14 protein-coding genes are annotated in these 16,016 nt (G+C 56.3%); 2 read left to right on the forward strand and 12 right to left on the reverse strand.

Annotated features, from left to right (window positions below; translation table 11 throughout):
* Window positions 1-33 precede the first annotated feature (33 nt).
* The gene (locus WCS52_05115) at window positions 34-330 is read left to right on the forward strand and encodes a DUF167 domain-containing protein (protein MEI6166554.1); all 297 of its coding nucleotides are present in this window, start codon (window positions 34-36) and stop codon (window positions 328-330) included.
* A 27-nt stretch (window positions 331-357) separates the two neighbouring features.
* Window positions 358-1,347, forward strand: a complete 990-nt coding sequence (locus tag WCS52_05120; protein MEI6166555.1) for a tRNA 4-thiouridine(8) synthase ThiI — start codon at window positions 358-360, stop codon at window positions 1,345-1,347.
* A gap of 9 nt (window positions 1,348-1,356) precedes the next feature.
* On the opposite strand, the gene arsB is transcribed toward WCS52_05120, so the two are convergent.
* From arsB to WCS52_05180, 12 genes are all read right to left on the reverse strand, one after another.
* Window positions 1,357-2,412 carry an ACR3 family arsenite efflux transporter gene (gene arsB / locus WCS52_05125; protein ID MEI6166556.1) on the reverse strand — a complete coding sequence of 352 codons (1,056 nt, stop codon included), beginning with the start codon at window positions 2,410-2,412 and terminating at the stop codon, window positions 1,357-1,359.
* A 149-nt stretch (window positions 2,413-2,561) separates the two neighbouring features.
* Window positions 2,562-2,999, reverse strand: coding sequence for an arsenate reductase ArsC (locus WCS52_05130; GenBank protein MEI6166557.1), 438 nt, complete (start codon window positions 2,997-2,999; stop codon window positions 2,562-2,564).
* Window positions 3,000-3,041: 42 nt separating this feature from the next.
* Window positions 3,042-4,943, reverse strand: coding sequence for a cation-translocating P-type ATPase (locus WCS52_05135; protein MEI6166558.1), 1,902 nt, complete (start codon window positions 4,941-4,943; stop codon window positions 3,042-3,044).
* On the reverse strand, window positions 4,944-5,111 hold the full coding sequence (locus WCS52_05140; protein ID MEI6166559.1) for a hypothetical protein: 168 nt from the start codon (window positions 5,109-5,111) through the stop codon (window positions 4,944-4,946). It abuts the gene before it with no gap.
* 13 nt (window positions 5,112-5,124) lie between these two features.
* The gene (locus WCS52_05145; protein ID MEI6166560.1) at window positions 5,125-5,835 is read right to left on the reverse strand and encodes a cytochrome c biogenesis protein CcdA; all 711 of its coding nucleotides are present in this window, start codon (window positions 5,833-5,835) and stop codon (window positions 5,125-5,127) included.
* Window positions 5,836-5,843: 8 nt separating this feature from the next.
* Window positions 5,844-6,500, reverse strand: a complete 657-nt coding sequence (locus WCS52_05150) for a hypothetical protein (protein ID MEI6166561.1) — start codon at window positions 6,498-6,500, stop codon at window positions 5,844-5,846.
* Between the two features lie 42 nt (window positions 6,501-6,542).
* Window positions 6,543-6,902 (reverse strand): metalloregulator ArsR/SmtB family transcription factor, encoded by a 360-nt coding sequence (locus WCS52_05155; GenBank protein MEI6166562.1) that lies wholly within the window; start codon window positions 6,900-6,902, stop codon window positions 6,543-6,545.
* Between the two features lie 186 nt (window positions 6,903-7,088).
* On the reverse strand, window positions 7,089-9,281 hold the full coding sequence (locus tag WCS52_05160; GenBank protein ID MEI6166563.1) for a heavy metal translocating P-type ATPase: 2,193 nt from the start codon (window positions 9,279-9,281) through the stop codon (window positions 7,089-7,091).
* 75 nt (window positions 9,282-9,356) lie between these two features.
* Window positions 9,357-9,698, reverse strand: a complete 342-nt coding sequence (locus tag WCS52_05165) for a P-II family nitrogen regulator (GenBank protein MEI6166564.1) — start codon at window positions 9,696-9,698, stop codon at window positions 9,357-9,359.
* Complete coding sequence (locus WCS52_05170) at window positions 9,695-12,802, reverse strand: CusA/CzcA family heavy metal efflux RND transporter (protein MEI6166565.1); 3,108 nt, start codon at window positions 12,800-12,802, stop codon at window positions 9,695-9,697. The genes WCS52_05165 and WCS52_05170 overlap by 4 nt, the downstream gene beginning before the upstream one ends.
* A 15-nt stretch (window positions 12,803-12,817) precedes the next feature.
* Window positions 12,818-14,152 carry an efflux RND transporter periplasmic adaptor subunit gene (locus WCS52_05175; protein ID MEI6166566.1) on the reverse strand — a complete coding sequence of 445 codons (1,335 nt, stop codon included), beginning with the start codon at window positions 14,150-14,152 and terminating at the stop codon, window positions 12,818-12,820.
* Between the two features lie 26 nt (window positions 14,153-14,178).
* On the reverse strand, window positions 14,179-15,513 hold the full coding sequence (locus WCS52_05180) for a TolC family protein (protein ID MEI6166567.1): 1,335 nt from the start codon (window positions 15,511-15,513) through the stop codon (window positions 14,179-14,181).
* Window positions 15,514-16,016 lie beyond the last annotated feature (503 nt).

Here is a 16,016-nt window from a genome sequence, read left to right on the forward strand (position 1 = left end):
CGCAATTCCCGAAAATTATGGTAGTTTTTACATATGAGTTGGATCACAGACAGCAAGAGTGGGGTGATCATCCAGGTCCATGCCTCCCCCAGGGCCTCCAAAACCCAGATTCAGGGGTTGCATGGAGATGCCGTGAAAATCCGCTTGCAAGCCCCGCCTGTGGATGGCAAAGCCAACGAAACCCTGATTGAATTCCTTGCCAAGACGCTGGGCATCCCCCAACGCCAAATTACCCTCATCTCGGGGCAGACCAGCCGGCAGAAGCGCCTGAATCTTCAGGGAATCACCGCCAATCAGGTAGGGATTAGTCTCGGGATTAATATTGCCTAAGGGGGGCGCTTTCTCTATTAGAGCCCGATGACAACCGAAAAAAAGATCTCTGCGCTAGTGATGATGTCCGGCGGCTTGGACAGTATGCTGGCTGCGGCGGTGTTGAAGGCCCAGGGGATTCAAGTCACCGGCTTATGCTTCGAAAGTCCCTTCTTCAGTGCTGACAAAGCCCGGGCTGCCGCCGCCCTCCTCGGTATCCCCCTGATGGTTGAAGAATTCACCCATGAGCTGATTCCCATTATCGAACATCCCAAGCATGGCTTTGGCTCCTGCATCAACCCGTGTATCGACTGCCACGCCGCGATGATCAACCATGCTGGAAAAATTATTGAGCGGGATGGATTTAATTTCATCGCGACGGGTGAAGTCCTTAACCAGCGCCCCATGTCGCAAACGAAACGCACGCTGAACATTGTCTCGGAGGAATCCGGATACGGGAACCGGCTCTTGCGCCCCTTAAGCGCAAAACTCCTCCCGGAAACCGAGGCGGAACGATTGGGCTGGGTGGATCGCAGCCGGCTGTTGGACCTGAATGGCCGGAGCCGGAAGCCGCAGCAGAAACTGGCTGAACAATACGGCATTACGGAATACCCCCCTTCCGCCGGCGGGTGCAAGCTGACCGAGCCCCATTTTGCGGGCCGCGTACATGACCTCCGCCGCAATGGACAGCTCAGGGACCTCCGCGCCGTTGAACTGCTCAAAATCGGCCGTCATTTCAGACTCGCCTCCACCGTCAAAGTCATCGTCGGTCGCGAAGCGGCGGAAAACGACCAACTCGAAGCCATGGCCCTACCCGGCGAGGTATTGCTGAACGTCGAGGTGATCCCCGGCCCTACGACCCTTATCACCGGCACGGCAACCGAAGCCATCATTCTGGAAGCCGCCCGGCTGTGTGCCCGCTACAGCGATGCCCGCACCAATCCGGAAGTCATCATCAACATCCGAAGTGCCACCGGCCCACGCCAGCTGCATGTGGCGCCCGCCTCCGACCTGGATATCGAGCGCCTGATGATTTAAGGACAGAATTCAGGAGTCAAAATAGTACCGGCGGCGGAAATATAGCGCTACATTCACCAACCCGATCAGTACCGGCACCTCCACCAGTGGCCCAATCACGGCGGCAAACGCCGCGCCATGATTGATGCCGAACACCCCCACGGCGACGGCGATGGCCAGCTCAAAGTTATTACTGGCCGCCGTGAAGGAGAGGGTCGCCGACTTGGCATAATTGGCGCCCGCCTTCGCACTCATCCAGAAACTCACCAGAAACATCGTCACAAAGTAAATTAACAGTGGCACGGCAATCAATACCACATCACCTGGCTTGGCAATGATCTTCTGGCCCTGCATGGAAAACATGACCACAATCGTGAACAGCAAGGCGATCAGGGTCATGGGCGAAATCCGGGGAATGAACTTCGAGTGATACCACTCCTTCCCCCTTGCCTTCACCAGGATGAGTCGGGTCAGCATCCCGGCGATAAACGGAATCCCCAGATAGATGAATACACTCTCCGCAATCTGTTTCATCGTCACATTCACCACCACGCCCGAAAGCCCGAGCAACGGCGGGAGTTTCGTCACGAACAGCCAGGCAAAAAGGCTGTAAAACAGCACCTGGAAGATCGAATTGAACGCCACCAGTCCGGCGCAGTACTCCGTGTCGCCCTTCGCCAGATCATTCCACACAATCACCATGGCAATACACCGCGCTAGACCGATCATGATCAGACCGATCATGAGCTCCGGCTGACCGCGCAGGAAAACAATGGCGAGCGCCGTCATGAGGATTGGCCCGACTATCCAATTCTGCACAAGGCTCAATCCGAGAATCTTGTAGTCCCGGAAGATATCCCCCAGTTCTTCATATTTAACCTTGGCCAGGGGGGGATACATCATCAGGATCAAGCCGACCGCGATCGGGATGCTCGTTTGAGTCCCTTCCGGTCTTAACGCGCCAATCCATTTTCCAAAGGCCGGCACGACATAGCCCAGCGCGACGCCGACGCCCATCGCCAGAAAGATCCAGAGCGTCAAATACCGGTCCAGAAAAGATAATTGTTTAGTAATTTTGTCAGTCATATTTCTTCTCCTCCTACCATTGATTCCCATCTTTCCTCTCCCCCTGAGGGAGAGGATTTAGGTGAGGGGTGTTGCTCTGGCCTGTTCGTAAAGAGACCCTCACCCCAACCCTCTCCCCTTAAGGGAGAGGGAGCATTCATCACTACTACTTACAAACCAGTCAACATTTCCGGACACCGTTCCACAAACTTCCTGATCTCGTCCCTTACCCGCCGGTAGCAATCCAACTTTTCTTCGTCCGTCTTCGCCTCCCTGGCCAGACGGGGCGGATCATCAAACCCGACATGCACCACTTGGGTCTGGCCGGGGAAGAGCGGGCAGGACTCGTGGGCGTTATCACACACGGTCACCACGTAATCGAACTCAACTCCCTTCAACTCATCCACGTGCTTCGAGCGGTGCCCGGAGATATCCACCCCCGCCTCCGCCATCACCTTGACCGCATTCGGATTCAATCCATGCGTCTCGATCCCGGCAGAATAGGCCTCAATCACATCCCCTTTGAGATGCCGGGCCCACCCCTCTGCCATCTGGCTCCGGCAGGAGTTACCGGTACACAAAAATAAAACCTTCATTCGTTTATTCATTGATTCTTATCCTGTATATCCATGTTAACTCAATTTTTCCGATCAACTAGCCAATGGGGGCCGCCCTTTTGACCAGAGCAACAGGGTCGAACTGATCACGACCGTCACACAACCCGCCTCCTGAAAGATCACCGCGATAATGGGTGTCATCAGTCCGACCACACTCAGGGTGAGGCCGATGACGTTGTAGATCATCGAAAAAAAGATGTTCAGCTTGATGCGGCGAAGCACTGTTGCCGACATCCACATAAAGTCCGCAACGCCCGAAATATCGTCGTTCATCAGCGTGACATCGGCCGTTTCAATGGCCACGTCCGTGCCGGCGGCGCCCATGGCGATGCCCACATCAGCCTGAGCGAGGGCGGGCGCATCGTTGACGCCGTCCCCGATCATCCCGACTACCTGTCCTTGCGCCTGACACTTCTTGACGAACGCCAGCTTCTGTTCGGGAAGCAGTTCAGACTGGAAGTCGTCAACACCGATCACACGGGCGACGGCGGCGGCCACCTTCGGATTATCGCCCGTCAACATTGTAATCCGTTTAACCCCCATTCCCTTGAGGGCAAGGAGGGCGGCGGGTATTTCCGGGCGGATTTCGTCGGCAATTGCGAGTAATCCCAACAACTCGTTATTATTCGCGACCAGCACCGCAGTGCGCCCCTGCTCCGATTGTTGCGCGATGGCCTGCTCGATTTGAGGCGTGAGGCTTAGACCAGCGTCCTGGATAAACGATGGCTTGCCTACGAGGATCTTGGCGCTACCGTATGCCGCCTCCACGCCCATGCCGGCGGCACTGCTGAAGTGCTCCGGGTCAGGAATCGAAAGTTTTTCATCCTTCCCAGCCGCCAGGATGGCGCGGCCCAAGGGGTGTTCGGAGTATTTCTCCGCGATACACGCAAGGCGGAGGATGTCCTCCGGCGTTCGCTCGTTGAATGTGACGATCTCCATCACTTTCGGTCTACCGAAGGTAAACGTTCCCGTCTTGTCAACCAGCAGGTGGTCGATCGTGTGGGCCAACTCCAGAAACATCCCCCCCTTGATCAGGATCGCCCGCTTGGCCATGTTTGAGATGCCTGCCGTCACCGCGGTCGGGGTCGCAATGGCAAAGGCGCAGGGACAGGCCACCAGTAGAACTGAGACCGCCGCCTTGACGTCGCCGGTAACAAAGAAGGCCACCACGGCCAGCCCCACAACCGTGGGCAGAAACCACGTCGTGAAGCGGTCGGCCAGGTTTTGAATGGGAGCGCGGGAACCCTGGGCTTCCTGCACCAGGTGGACGATCCGTGCCAACGTAGTGCCTTCACCGACTTTCTCTGTCCTGATCTCCAGCCGGCCCGATTCGTTAAGCGTTCCGCTGAACACGGAACTTCCGGCCAGCTTCTCCACCGGCATGGATTCGCCAGTGATGGGGGCCTGGTTGACGCTGCTCGCGCCGGCAAACACCGTGCCATCCACGGGAATTCGCTCCCCCGGCCGGACCACGACCTGATCACCAGCCTGGAGCTCCGCAACCGGCACGGTGACTTCCTCGCCGTTGCGACGCACCGTTGCGGTCTGTGGTGCCAGATCCAGAAGGGCCCGGATACTGCGCCGTGTTTTATCCAGCGCGTAACTCTCCAACGCCCCGACCACCGACATGATGAGGATGATGATGGCCGCCGGACGGAACTCTCCTATGGCAATCGTTGCCGCAAGCGCCACCGTCACGAACACGTTGACCGTGATCCGTTTGCGCGAGACATCCCTGAAACCCGCGATGAAACGCGGGGTTCCACCTAGCAACACCGCTGCTAGTGCCAAAAACGCGTTCAGGTAGACGGGGCCAATATGCCAGTGGGCGAGTCCCCAACTCGCCAGGATCAAAACCAGGATCAGCGCAGGGGCAAAGGCGAGCACCAGTATCTCCCGGCGCCTTTCGGAACGAACACTATTAGACTCAGGCATTTACTTCTTCTTTCCGTCATCCCTACCCTTGGTACCCTTCGCCTTCTCCTCGTCACCCGCGTGGCACCCACAACCAGGACCGCAGCCGTCATTGCTCTTGGCGATCGACTCCTTCAGTAATGCCCAAATGCCCTTTTTCTTCCCTTTGTCTTTTACGGTATCGTTCATCTCTTACCTCCATTTAGTAAGTGGCCAACAAATAGAAACCCGCCCCGATCAACAGAACTCCTGCAACCGCTCTAATCACCGCATCAGCCTTTTGCATCTTGAGCGAGGCCTTCCCAAACGACACACCCAATAGGACGGCGGCCAACGGCAAACTGAACCCGACGGCAAAGAGGGCCATGAGCACCATGCCCCACAGGAACTTTCCCATCAGGATACTAGCCCCTATGACAATGAAGATGCCCGGGTTGCAGGGGAGCGAACAGGCGGCCACCCCGCCGCCCAGGAACAAGCCCCCGAGTGCCGCGCCCCACTTTCCTCCGAAAGCCGAAGACACCCCCTCCTTCCGGGCTAAAATCGGAAGTTTGAAGGGAAGCATTTTCAACGTCGCTAACCCGAAAACGACTGCCACAACACCTGCGAACAGTTTCCAGGACCGCCCAAAAAATGCCTGCGCAGCCTGACCGACCAGACCTGCCACAAACCCCAGAACTATCAACGCGAGTGTGGTGCCGATCAGGAACCAGGCTGATGCAACCAGCGACGCGCGCCGGTTCACATTTTGTTGCGTGCCCGAATATGCCACCAACATTCCCATTGCCGGCAGGGTGCAGCATGCGCTCGCCACGGCACTTACCAAGCCGAGTAAAAAGGCCAGCGGTAATGCCATCGCCCCCATGCTGTCACTCTGAAGCGCATCTGTTACCCATTTAAGCAAGTCGGTCATGAAGACTCCTAGTTGCAACCGCTCGGTCCGCAACCACCGGAACTGGGCCCGCATCCCCCGGCAGTCGAAGCGGCTACCAGAGCTTGGGTGAGTTTCGCCTCAGTGAGTTCACCTGACACAGGTACCATACCTTTTCCTTTGACCATCACGAGCACGCCCGGCGCGGCGACTTGCTTCGCAACCTGCACATAGTCCGGCGAGTCCATCTTCAGTGTAAACACCCCGATTTTGCCTTTCAGATGGCGCTCAATGCTTTGCGCGGTACTCCTGATTGGCGCCAGCGACGCCTTATCAGTGGTATTGGTTTTTCCCGGCAAAAACACAAAAACCCCTACCATATCCTTGGCCTGCGTATTCAACTCCGCTATCGAGCCGATCTCCTTTACGGCATTGGTATCCACCCCCGCAGCCACGCCATCAGGTGAAGATTGAACGGCTGCAGGCAGTGCTGCAAACCCCGTTGAGGCCGGCACCCCCGCTGCGGAGTGGTTCTTCACCATGGCCCGCGTAACCAGCGCTCCAGCAGCAGCCAACACGATCACCCCTACGATCCAGCGAGTTTTTGCTGCGGATCCCTTATTATGGCAGCCACAACTGGAACCGCAGCAAGAGGCCTGCGGTTTCGGTAACTCACTATTATCATTCGGTTTCAAGTCATTTTTCATAGTCATTTTTCATTTTTTACCAGTTCATCGAAATACATCTTTTCAGAATATTCTCCGGCACAGCGATTCCATGCTTTCACCGCAAATTTCTTTCAGCCGTTTCCCATCAGCGGTAATACGATCCGTACCTTCCAACTCCTTAAACAGCAACTCCACCATCTTTCCCGTGGCTGGCGCCCGGAACTCCTTGGACAACCGGTAGTACATCCAGCGCCCGTCCTTCCGGCTCTCCACCAACCGCGCGGCACGGAGTATCGACAAGTGTTTCGATACCGTAGAGGGAGCCAACTCCAGTAGCGCAATCAACTGACAGACACACAACTCCCCGCCCCTGAGCGCACACAACGCCCGCAACCGGGTCTCATCCGCCAACGCCTTCAACACATCCAGTCTATCCCGCATAGAACTCACTCCTAACCACCTCACCCATTTCATAATTCGTTACATGGCGAAATATAGCATCACGCGACCATCACTTCAATTATTTTGTTAATCGGGATTTTTTGCGGCTAGATCGGTCGGAATGGCCGTAAGCCATGCCCTTTTATAGACAAATAGACCAATGCTAAACAGGTTGCGCAACCTGCATCAAGGGCGGATGGTCGGTGAACGGTCACGCAACAGCCGCAGGGCGTTGAAGATCACCAGCAATGAGGCGCCCATGTCGGCGGCGATGGCCATCCAGAGGGTCGCCACTTGCAGCAGGGCCAAAATCATGAATACGGCCTTGAGGCCCAAGGCGAATACGATGTTCTGCCGAATGATGCAAAGGGAACGGCGCGCGTGTTGCACCAGCCAGGGCAGGCGCGTCAGGTCATCGGACATCAGGGCAATATCCGCGGTCTCAATGGCGGCATCAGATCCCGCCGCCCCCATGGCGATTCCGACGGTCGCGGCCGCCAGCGCCGGGGCATCGTTGATGCCATCGCCCACCATGGCCACCGTCCCGTGGCTCTGCTCAAGTTGCTGAATCGCCAGCATCTTGTCTTCTGGCAGAAGCTCCGCCCGGACTTCGTCCACACCTGCCACGCGACTCACGGCATCTGCCGTTCCCTGGTTGTCCCCAGTCAGCATGACCACGTGTTGCACTCCCGCGGCCTTCAACTGGCGGATCACTTCCGTCGCTTCCGGCCGGACGGAATCCGCGACGCTGATCAGGCCGCAGACATGCTGATCACTGCCCACCACAATAACGGAATGTCCGGCATCTTCCATGCGTTGCGCCTGGTCGTGCATCTCGGACTCCTCCACCCCTTTTTCATGCAATAGCCGGTGGCTTCCCACCCAGAACAGATGGCCTTCGATCATTGCCTCGGCGCCCCGCCCTTTCAGCACTCGATAATCCTGAGCCAGCAAGGGCTCCACATGTTCTATCCGGGCCTTTCTCAGGACCGCCTGGGCCAGGGGATGGTCGCTGTGAATTTCCAGCGCCGCCACACGGGCAAGCAGCTCATTCTGCGTGTGGCCGCTCCAGGGGACGATCATCTGCACCTCGGGGCGTCCTTTGGTCAGGGTCCCAGTCTTATCCAGAGCGAAAACCTTCACGCGTCCTACGGCCTCAAGAAAGGCTCCTCCCTTGATTAAAACACCTGCCTTAGCGGCTGCCGTAAGAGCCGCCACAATACTCACCGGCGTCGAAATCACCAGGGCGCACGGGCAGGCAATCACCAGCATTACCAACGCTTCGTAGAACCAGCGTCCCCACTCTCCGCCAAACAGCGGCGGCACCATGGCGACCAGGAACGCCACGGCGATCATGGCGGGGGTATAATACCGCGCAAACGTCTCCACCCATTGCTCCACGGGGGCACGGCGGGCTTGAGCCTGCTCCACCATACGAATGATTCGCGCCAGGGTAGTATCCGCCGCGGGCTTGGTGGCTCTGAACTCAATCGCCCCCTCTTCATTGATGGACCCGGCGAAAACCTCATCCCCTTCCTCTTTGGCCACCGGCATGGATTCCCCGGTAATGGGCGCCTGGTTGACCGCCGTCCGGCCTTTGGTGAGGATCCCGTCCAGCGGGATCCGCTCACCGGGGCGGACCACCACCGTGGCCCCGAGTGGAACATCTTCAACGGGTTTTTCCATGATGTCTCCGTCATGGGGACAGAGGTAGCGCGCCATCTGGGGCGTCAGATTCACGAGACTACGGATCGCCCGGCGCGCATGGCCCACACTCCAAGATTCCAACAACAGGGAAAAAGAGAAAAGGAACGAAACGGTGGCGGCCTCGAACCATTGACCAATTACCATTGCCCCGATTACCGCAATCGTCATCAGCAGGTTCATGTCCGCCCGGAAACGGCGCAGGGCATGCCAGGACTTCGGGACAAAAAACCACCCGCCCATTAACACGGCGGCGGAATATAGCAGGATGACGGATAGCGGATACTCGTGATGCTCCATGCCCTCTCCGCCAGTCAACACATGCAGGAGATTCCCGTGAAGCAACAGATGGGCCAGAAAACCGGCCACCACTAAAGCACCTGAAGCCCAGCACATGACTGACCGGCCATGTTTCCACCACCAGCCTTCTTCAGCGGCCCCGGCCCCGGGCCGATCCTTTTCGTCAACCGCCTGCGCTTCCAGGCCGGCCTGCCGCACCGCTATGTGAATGGATTCGTCATCCACTTGCCCCTCAGCCCCCTGGACAGTCATGATGCCTTCAATGAGATTGAAATCAAGGGTTTCGATTCCCTGAAGTTTGCCAACTGTCTCCTTGAGCGCATTGACTTCTTCCGCGCAATCCATTCCCCTGATTCTATATTTCTTCTGGTTCATTGGCTCCCTCCAAGCAGAAGCAATGTACCACATCGCCGAGAGCGCTGACGATCAGGATCCAAACCGGATGATCCACTACAAAACGGCCTCGCCCTCCTCACCTGTCCGAATATCCACCGCACAGGTCACTTCAGTGACGAAGATTTTGCCGTCGCCATGCCGCCCGGTATGCGCACTTTCCCTGATCATCTGGACCATTGCCAAAGCCGACTCATCAGGACAGACAATCTCGATCTTGACCTTTGGGGCGTAGCCTAACTCCACCGCCTCGTCTTCGTAATGCGAAGTATTCCTTTCTCTACTCCGTCCAAACCCCTGGCACGCCATCACGGTCACCCCATGAACCTTTTTTGCGCGCAGCGCAGCGGCGACTTTCTCCAGCATGAACGGTTGAATATAGGCGACAATTGATTTCATGATTTCTCCAATTCGTTGATAGTCATCCTTTTGTCTTTTCTCGTTTCCAACAGGTAGTAGAGCGCCGGCAACACGATCAACGTGAGCAATAACGCTGTAACCAAGCCGCCCATTACCACGGCCGCAATCGGCCGCTGGATTTCAGCACCACTTCCCGTGGCATACAGCATCGGCCATAAACCGAGAAAAGCGGCCATCGACGTCATGAGCAGAGGCCGCAACCGCAGTTCGCAACCGCGAATAACCGCATCCCGAGGCGAGAGACCTTGCATTCTTAATTGGGTGAAGAAGGACACCAATAGAACCCCATTTTGGACGGCGACACCGAACAGGGCGATAAACCCTACCGACGCCGAAACGCTCAGGTTGATGCCGAGGGCCAGGATCAGCAGAATCCCTCCTACAAAGGCAAACGGCAGATTACTCAACACGAGCAACGCATTACGAACAGATTGAAATGCCATGAACAGCATCAGAAAGATCAATCCGATGGAAAGGGGCACCACCAGCATAAGCCGCCTCATCGCGCGCTGCTGGTTCTCAAACTGCCCTCCGTAATCCGCAAAATACCCCTCTGGCAACTCATCGACAACCGGGCTAATCGCTTTGCGAACTTCTCCCACAAAACTACCCATGTCACGGCCCCGGATATTGCACTCGACCACCACGCGCCGCATTCCGTTCTCGCGACTGACTTGTGCCGGAGCCTCGACTTCCCTGATCCTCGCCAGTTCACCCAATGGGATACGGGCACCTTCAGGGGATGGCACCAAAAGCCGCTCCAACTCTGGAATGTCCCTCCTTAATTCGACAGGGAAGCGCACGAGAACCGCAAATCGTTTTTGCTGCGCAACGACCGTCGTCGCGACTTTGCCCCCCACAGCCGTCTCCACGATCTCGTTGATGTCTGCAATGTTGATCTTGTATCGGGCAATGGCCTTCCGGTCGATCACGATTTCTACCTGCGGGAATCCCGACACTTGCTCGACTTTCACGTCCTCAGCACCCCGAATCCCCTGCATGAGCGCAGCCGCTCGATTTGCGTTCTGACGCAAGACCTCAAGGTCAGGACCAAAAAACTTGATCGCAAGATCGCTCTTAATTCCTGAAATCAGCTCATTTACGCGTAATGCAATAGGCTGGGAAAACGACATGCGGATTCCCGGAATAACGGCAAGCTCCTTCTGCATTGCCACCACGAGTTCCGTCTTGGAGAGTCGACTTTTCCAGTCATTCTTCGGATACAACATGATAAACACATCATTTTGCTCCGGCCCCATGGGATCTTCCGAAATCTCGGCCCGCCCCGTTTTGGTGACAACCGATTGAACCTCGGGGAAGCGTGCCAGGAGTCTGCGTTCGATCTCCGTCCCGACGGCAACGGAACCCTCCAAAGACGCGGAGGGAAGCCTCACGACGTTAATCGCGATGGCCCCTTCATCCAGCTGGGGAAGGAATTCGGTGCCGACCCGGGGAACCAAACATAACGCCATCATCAGAAGCCCCACCGCACACATCACCACGGTTTTCGGACGGCGCAGGGAGAAGTGCAAGGCAGGTAAATAGCCCCGTTTGACCATTCGCATGGCGAAGTTATCCCGCTCCTCCTTCCGGCCGCGTAAAAAGATAGAGGACAACACGGGCACAATCGTCAGCGAAACCAGCAAAGATCCCGCCATGGCAAAGACCATGGTATAAGCGAGTGGACGGAACATCTTGCCTTCCATTTGTTCAAGAGAGAACAGGGGCAGGAAAACAATGACGATGATCAGAATGGCGAAAACAACGGGCTTCGCCACTTCACGTACCGCTTCATAGGCAATCTCGAGTCGCGACAAGCCACTGCCCACTTTCTCAGAGAGATGTCGTGCGATGTTCTCGCAGACAACAATCGACGCATCGACAATCATTCCCAGCGCGATGGCCAAGCCGCCTAAACTCATCAGGTTGGCCGTGATCCCCTGCCAACCCATCAAGATAAACGCAATAAACGCCGTGAACGGCAAGGATAACGCCACAATCACAGAGGCCCGGAAATTTCCCAGGAAGAGGAACAGAATCACGATGACGAAGATGCTACCTTCCATCAAAGCCTTTCCCACCGTATGAATGCAGGCCTGAATCAAGGCGGTCCGGTCGTAGAAGGGGTTGATGGTAACCCCCTTCGGCAAACCTGCTTGGATCTTCGGAATCGCCTTTTTAACCGCCTCCACAACGATCTTGGAATTCTGATCCTTAAGCATGATCGTCATACCTGCCACGGCCTCCCCTTTACCGTCGCGGGTCACCGCGCCCTGGCGGGTTTCCGGCCCCACTTTTACGCTAGCCACATCACGGAGGAAAACCGGTGCCCCATCCCTGGCTTCCAGCACAATGTTCTCGATATCCTCAATTCCCTGGATCAGCCCCAGGCTCCTCACGTATGCTTGCTCCCAGCCCCTTACCAGGAAGTTTCCTCCTGCGTTGGCGTTGTTACGTTCAACGGCCTGCAATACATCTGCCAAAGTGACGCCATACTTGAGAAGCCGGTTCTGATCCACGAGCACGTGATATTGTTTCACAAACCCACCGAAACTATTGACTTCAGTCACGCCGGGAATCACCCTGAGTTGCGGGGCGATATACCAGTCCTGAATGGTGCGCAACTCCATCGGAGTATGCGTTTCGCTCTCCAGGGTGTACTGGTAGATTTCCCCAAGACCGGTGCTGATCGGACCCATTTCAGGCTCGGCCCAGGACGGTAGCAACTCCTTGGCTGACTGCAATCTCTGGAACACCAGTTGCCGTGCAAAGTAGAGATCCACTTTGTCGTCCAGCACGATAATGACCTGCGAAAGCGCCGCCTTCGACAGGGACCTCACCTGCGTAACTCCCGGCAGACCTTGCATCGCCATTTCGATTGGCGCAGTGACTTGCTGCTCCACATCGAGTGGCGCTAAACCTGGCGCATCCGTAAGGATCATTACCTGAACATTGGTCACGTCGGGGAACGCATCGACTGGCAGCGTCTTCCAGGCAAACAGCCCGCCACCAGCCACCATGAGAGTTCCTAAAATGACCAGTAAGCGCTGGTGCAAAACAAATCGAATGAGTTTGTCAAACATGGTATTATCCTTTCATCAATCCGCGCAACCCGCGCCCATCTTTTCCCGCAACACGTCCGACTTGAGCAGGAAGGCCCCGTCAGTAGCGATGGTGTCACCGGCCTGCAACCCTTTGCTGATTTCCACCATGCCGAAAAATTCACGCCCTTGCCGAACGTCCTGCCGGACGAAAAAATCATCCTTCCAATGCTTAAACACAAAGGACTTACCCTCGTCCGATAACACCGAGGTTCGCGGCACGGCCAAAATCTCTTCCTGTTGACCATTCCCAAGGGAGATCGCGGCTTCGCAGAACATCCCCGGACGCAGTTCCATCCCGGCGTTCTCCACCGTGGCGCGTACTTTCACCGTACGGGTTTCCTCGTTCATCGTCGCACCCACGTAATCAAGAACCCCTTTGAAAAGCCGGTCTGGAAAAGCTGACACCAAAATCTCAACCCCAACGGTTCCCTGTTTCTTAGCCGCCAGTAGTGGAGCCAGATCTCGCGATTGCACGTTAGCCCAAACCCATACCGTCGTCAGATCGGAGAGCAACATCAGGTCTTTTCCAGGCTCGACCATCTCGCCGGTAACGGCGTGCTTCTCGATGATCGTCCCTGCGGCCGGTGCGCGAACCGAAAGGCGACCTGCGCCCACCTCATGCGAAGGCTCCCGCATTTTAACCAGATCTTCTTCTGTTATGCCCAACACATGAAGGGTCTGCTCAGAGGCTTGCAAATCCGTCCTATGCTGTTCATATGTCATTTGCGCGGCAATCATATCCTGCTCTGAGCCCACATTTTGCGCCCTGAGTTTTGTTTCTCGCGTAAAAATCTTTCCAGAGAGTTCGCTCAACGTTCGATTGCGCTCATATTCCGCCAGGGCTTTCCCCAGTTCCACGCTTGCCAGAGTGAGCAAGGTATCACCCGCCTTGACGCACGCACCGATATCCGCCGACACTGACTCGATAATACCGGGAATGCGGGGGCTTATATGCGCCGCTGTATTCTCATTCAGCCCCACTTCTCCGATTGTTTTCAACACCGCTGAAACCCGGGTTCTTGCCACTCTCTGCGTGCCGACTAAGCCCCCTCCGTCTGCCCGCTTTAAGAGACTGGACGCCAGTTTCACGACACCGGCTTCATACCGGCATTCATCACACTGATAGATCGGCACACCGTGTTCACATTTTATCGCTACCCGGTCCGCCAAGGATGCAGGGGGTGCCTCACTAGGCTCTTTCTCACTCACCGCCGCTGGTTCCTTCGACGCCTGTTCGCTGTCTTTTTCTTTTCCGCATCCGCTTGTTATCACTAAAACTGTCAACAGGGCACCGAGCCCGCTTATGATCTTCCAATTTTCTTTATTCATGTTATTCGTTTTCCTTAAGTAGTGTTTTATTGAATGGTATTGAGTGGGGTTCCGGTCAATCTTTCCAGATCCGCCGCCGCCTTGTGATAGGCTGCCAGCACATCCAGATAGCGGGATTTTGCTTCACCCAGAGTCCGCTGGGTGTCCAACATCTCCAAATACCCTAATTTCCCCTCCTGATATCCTGTTTTCGCCGTATCGAAGGCTTGTTGGGCACCGGGAAGTAATTCTTCCTTGGTCGTCACCGCCTCGGCTCGCGCCATGGCGAGTCGGTTATGGGCTTCAACCAGATCCGTCTCCACACGCAAGCGGGCAGCGCGTTGTTCATAGTCAACGCGGGTGGCCTGATGTGACGCCGCCAGAATGCCACCGGCGTTTCGATTGAACAACGGGAGTGGCAGCGACAGCCCGGCGGTGAAGGCATGGGATCCATCCTCCTCGAAGCGGCTGATACCGGCATTGAGGCTGATATCTGAAATACGTTCAGACTTTGCCACCGCCAACGATTTCCGACTTAAAGCCACTTCATCCTTCCAGCGGGCCACTTCCGGTGTACGTTCGAGTGTGGCAGCGAGAGCCTCAACCGAGGGCACCTCTTTGACCGCATCTAAATCGCCTCCGGCCTCCCTGAACAGGGGCAGGTTCGCGCCCCATGTGGACGCGAGGCGTCTGCGTGCGGTATCCAGCTCCCTTAGAGCCCGATCCCGTGCAATGAGAGCGGAGGCCACTTCGACCCCTGCTTTGGTTTCCTCAAGTGGCGGGACTTTCCCCGACTGCACCCGTTTCGCTGCGGCCAAGCGTACATCTTCGGCCAGAACCAGAAGTGATTGCGCCAGCGATAGTTGGCCCTGGGCCAACAGGACATCTACATAGGCTTTCTTGGTCGAGATGAGAACATCCAGACGTTTTGCTTCGTAATCCCATCCCACCAACCGCGCTTCCGCCTGAGCCACATGCCGACGGCTGCCCCGCTTTCCGCCCCATTCAAGGGTCTGGCTCAGAAGGGCCGTAGTTTGCGCGGCCTCGTATCCTTTGCGTGCCCCCGATCCCCCAAACTCCTCGGCGGTGAGCTCAAACGTGGGATTCGCCCAGGCCCCCGCTTGCTGCGTGGCCCCTTCTGCCGCCCGGACGCCATACGCCGATCCCATCAATTCAGGGCTCTGCATCAAGGCCCGCTCCAAGGTGCTTTGAAGTGAAATCACTCCGTCCGGTTCGTGTGGCAACTGGGTGCGGATCGTTTGTGATTCCGGGACACCCGGGCTCGCGTCATTCTGCCCATATCCGGTTAGCCCCAGCCCCATCAGGGCCAATACGAGCAGTTTACGCAACACGACGTGATAACCATGCCTTTTCCGATTCATAAGTTCTCCTAATACGTTGATCAATACCGTGACGTCAGCCTCGATTGAGGGGGTGACAAGATAGAATCCGCCCTTGGTTCCCGCCTTTACAGGCAAGCAACATCAATGGCGAAAAAGGGCGAAGCGCCCTTAAGCGGAGATAGGTGGACGAAAGACGTCATTCACCAAGAGGATTTCCAACCATTGCGGGTGGAACATTACAGTAAACTGAAGCATCGTCGAAATCGGCACATTGGCAGGACTGTCGAAAGGCATGGTCGGACCGGTGTGACAATTACACGAGCACTCGGTTTCGCAGACATCCCCGTGAGAATCACCACATACGGAAAATTCCGCCATGGCGGCGCAAAAGACAACGATAAGCAAAACCGCTGCCATCCATGTTCTGATTCTCAACATAGCATATGATGATACACACCATGCATAAGCCCTGTCAATCAACTCTCATCAACTCTCATCGCTGAACTATTGAGAGGCAATTTCTCACCACGCGGAATCGATTG

The sequence above is a fragment of the bacterium genome (genome assembly GCA_037128595.1).
Lineage (GTDB): Bacteria > Verrucomicrobiota > Kiritimatiellia > CAIKKV01 > CAITUY01 > JAABPW01.

Coding starts and splice junctions, on each gene's coding strand:
- WCS52_05115 (MEI6166554.1), top strand. CDS start 34: ATGAGTTGGATCACAGACAGCAAGAGTGGGGTGATCATCCAGGTCCAT.
- WCS52_05120 (MEI6166555.1), top strand. CDS start 358: ATGACAACCGAAAAAAAGATCTCTGCGCTAGTGATGATGTCCGGCGGC.
- arsB (MEI6166556.1), bottom strand. CDS start 2,412: ATGACTGACAAAATTACTAAACAATTATCTTTTCTGGACCGGTATTTG.
- WCS52_05130 (MEI6166557.1), bottom strand. CDS start 2,999: ATGAATAAACGAATGAAGGTTTTATTTTTGTGTACCGGTAACTCCTGC.
- WCS52_05135 (MEI6166558.1), bottom strand. CDS start 4,943: ATGCCTGAGTCTAATAGTGTTCGTTCCGAAAGGCGCCGGGAGATACTG.
- WCS52_05140 (MEI6166559.1), bottom strand. CDS start 5,111: ATGAACGATACCGTAAAAGACAAAGGGAAGAAAAAGGGCATTTGGGCA.
- WCS52_05145 (MEI6166560.1), bottom strand. CDS start 5,835: ATGACCGACTTGCTTAAATGGGTAACAGATGCGCTTCAGAGTGACAGC.
- WCS52_05150 (MEI6166561.1), bottom strand. CDS start 6,500: ATGAAAAATGACTTGAAACCGAATGATAATAGTGAGTTACCGAAACCG.
- WCS52_05155 (MEI6166562.1), bottom strand. CDS start 6,902: ATGCGGGATAGACTGGATGTGTTGAAGGCGTTGGCGGATGAGACCCGG.
- WCS52_05160 (MEI6166563.1), bottom strand. CDS start 9,281: ATGAACCAGAAGAAATATAGAATCAGGGGAATGGATTGCGCGGAAGAA.
- WCS52_05165 (MEI6166564.1), bottom strand. CDS start 9,698: ATGAAATCAATTGTCGCCTATATTCAACCGTTCATGCTGGAGAAAGTC.
- WCS52_05170 (MEI6166565.1), bottom strand. CDS start 12,802: ATGTTTGACAAACTCATTCGATTTGTTTTGCACCAGCGCTTACTGGTC.
- WCS52_05175 (MEI6166566.1), bottom strand. CDS start 14,152: ATGAATAAAGAAAATTGGAAGATCATAAGCGGGCTCGGTGCCCTGTTG.
- WCS52_05180 (MEI6166567.1), bottom strand. CDS start 15,513: ATGAATCGGAAAAGGCATGGTTATCACGTCGTGTTGCGTAAACTGCTC.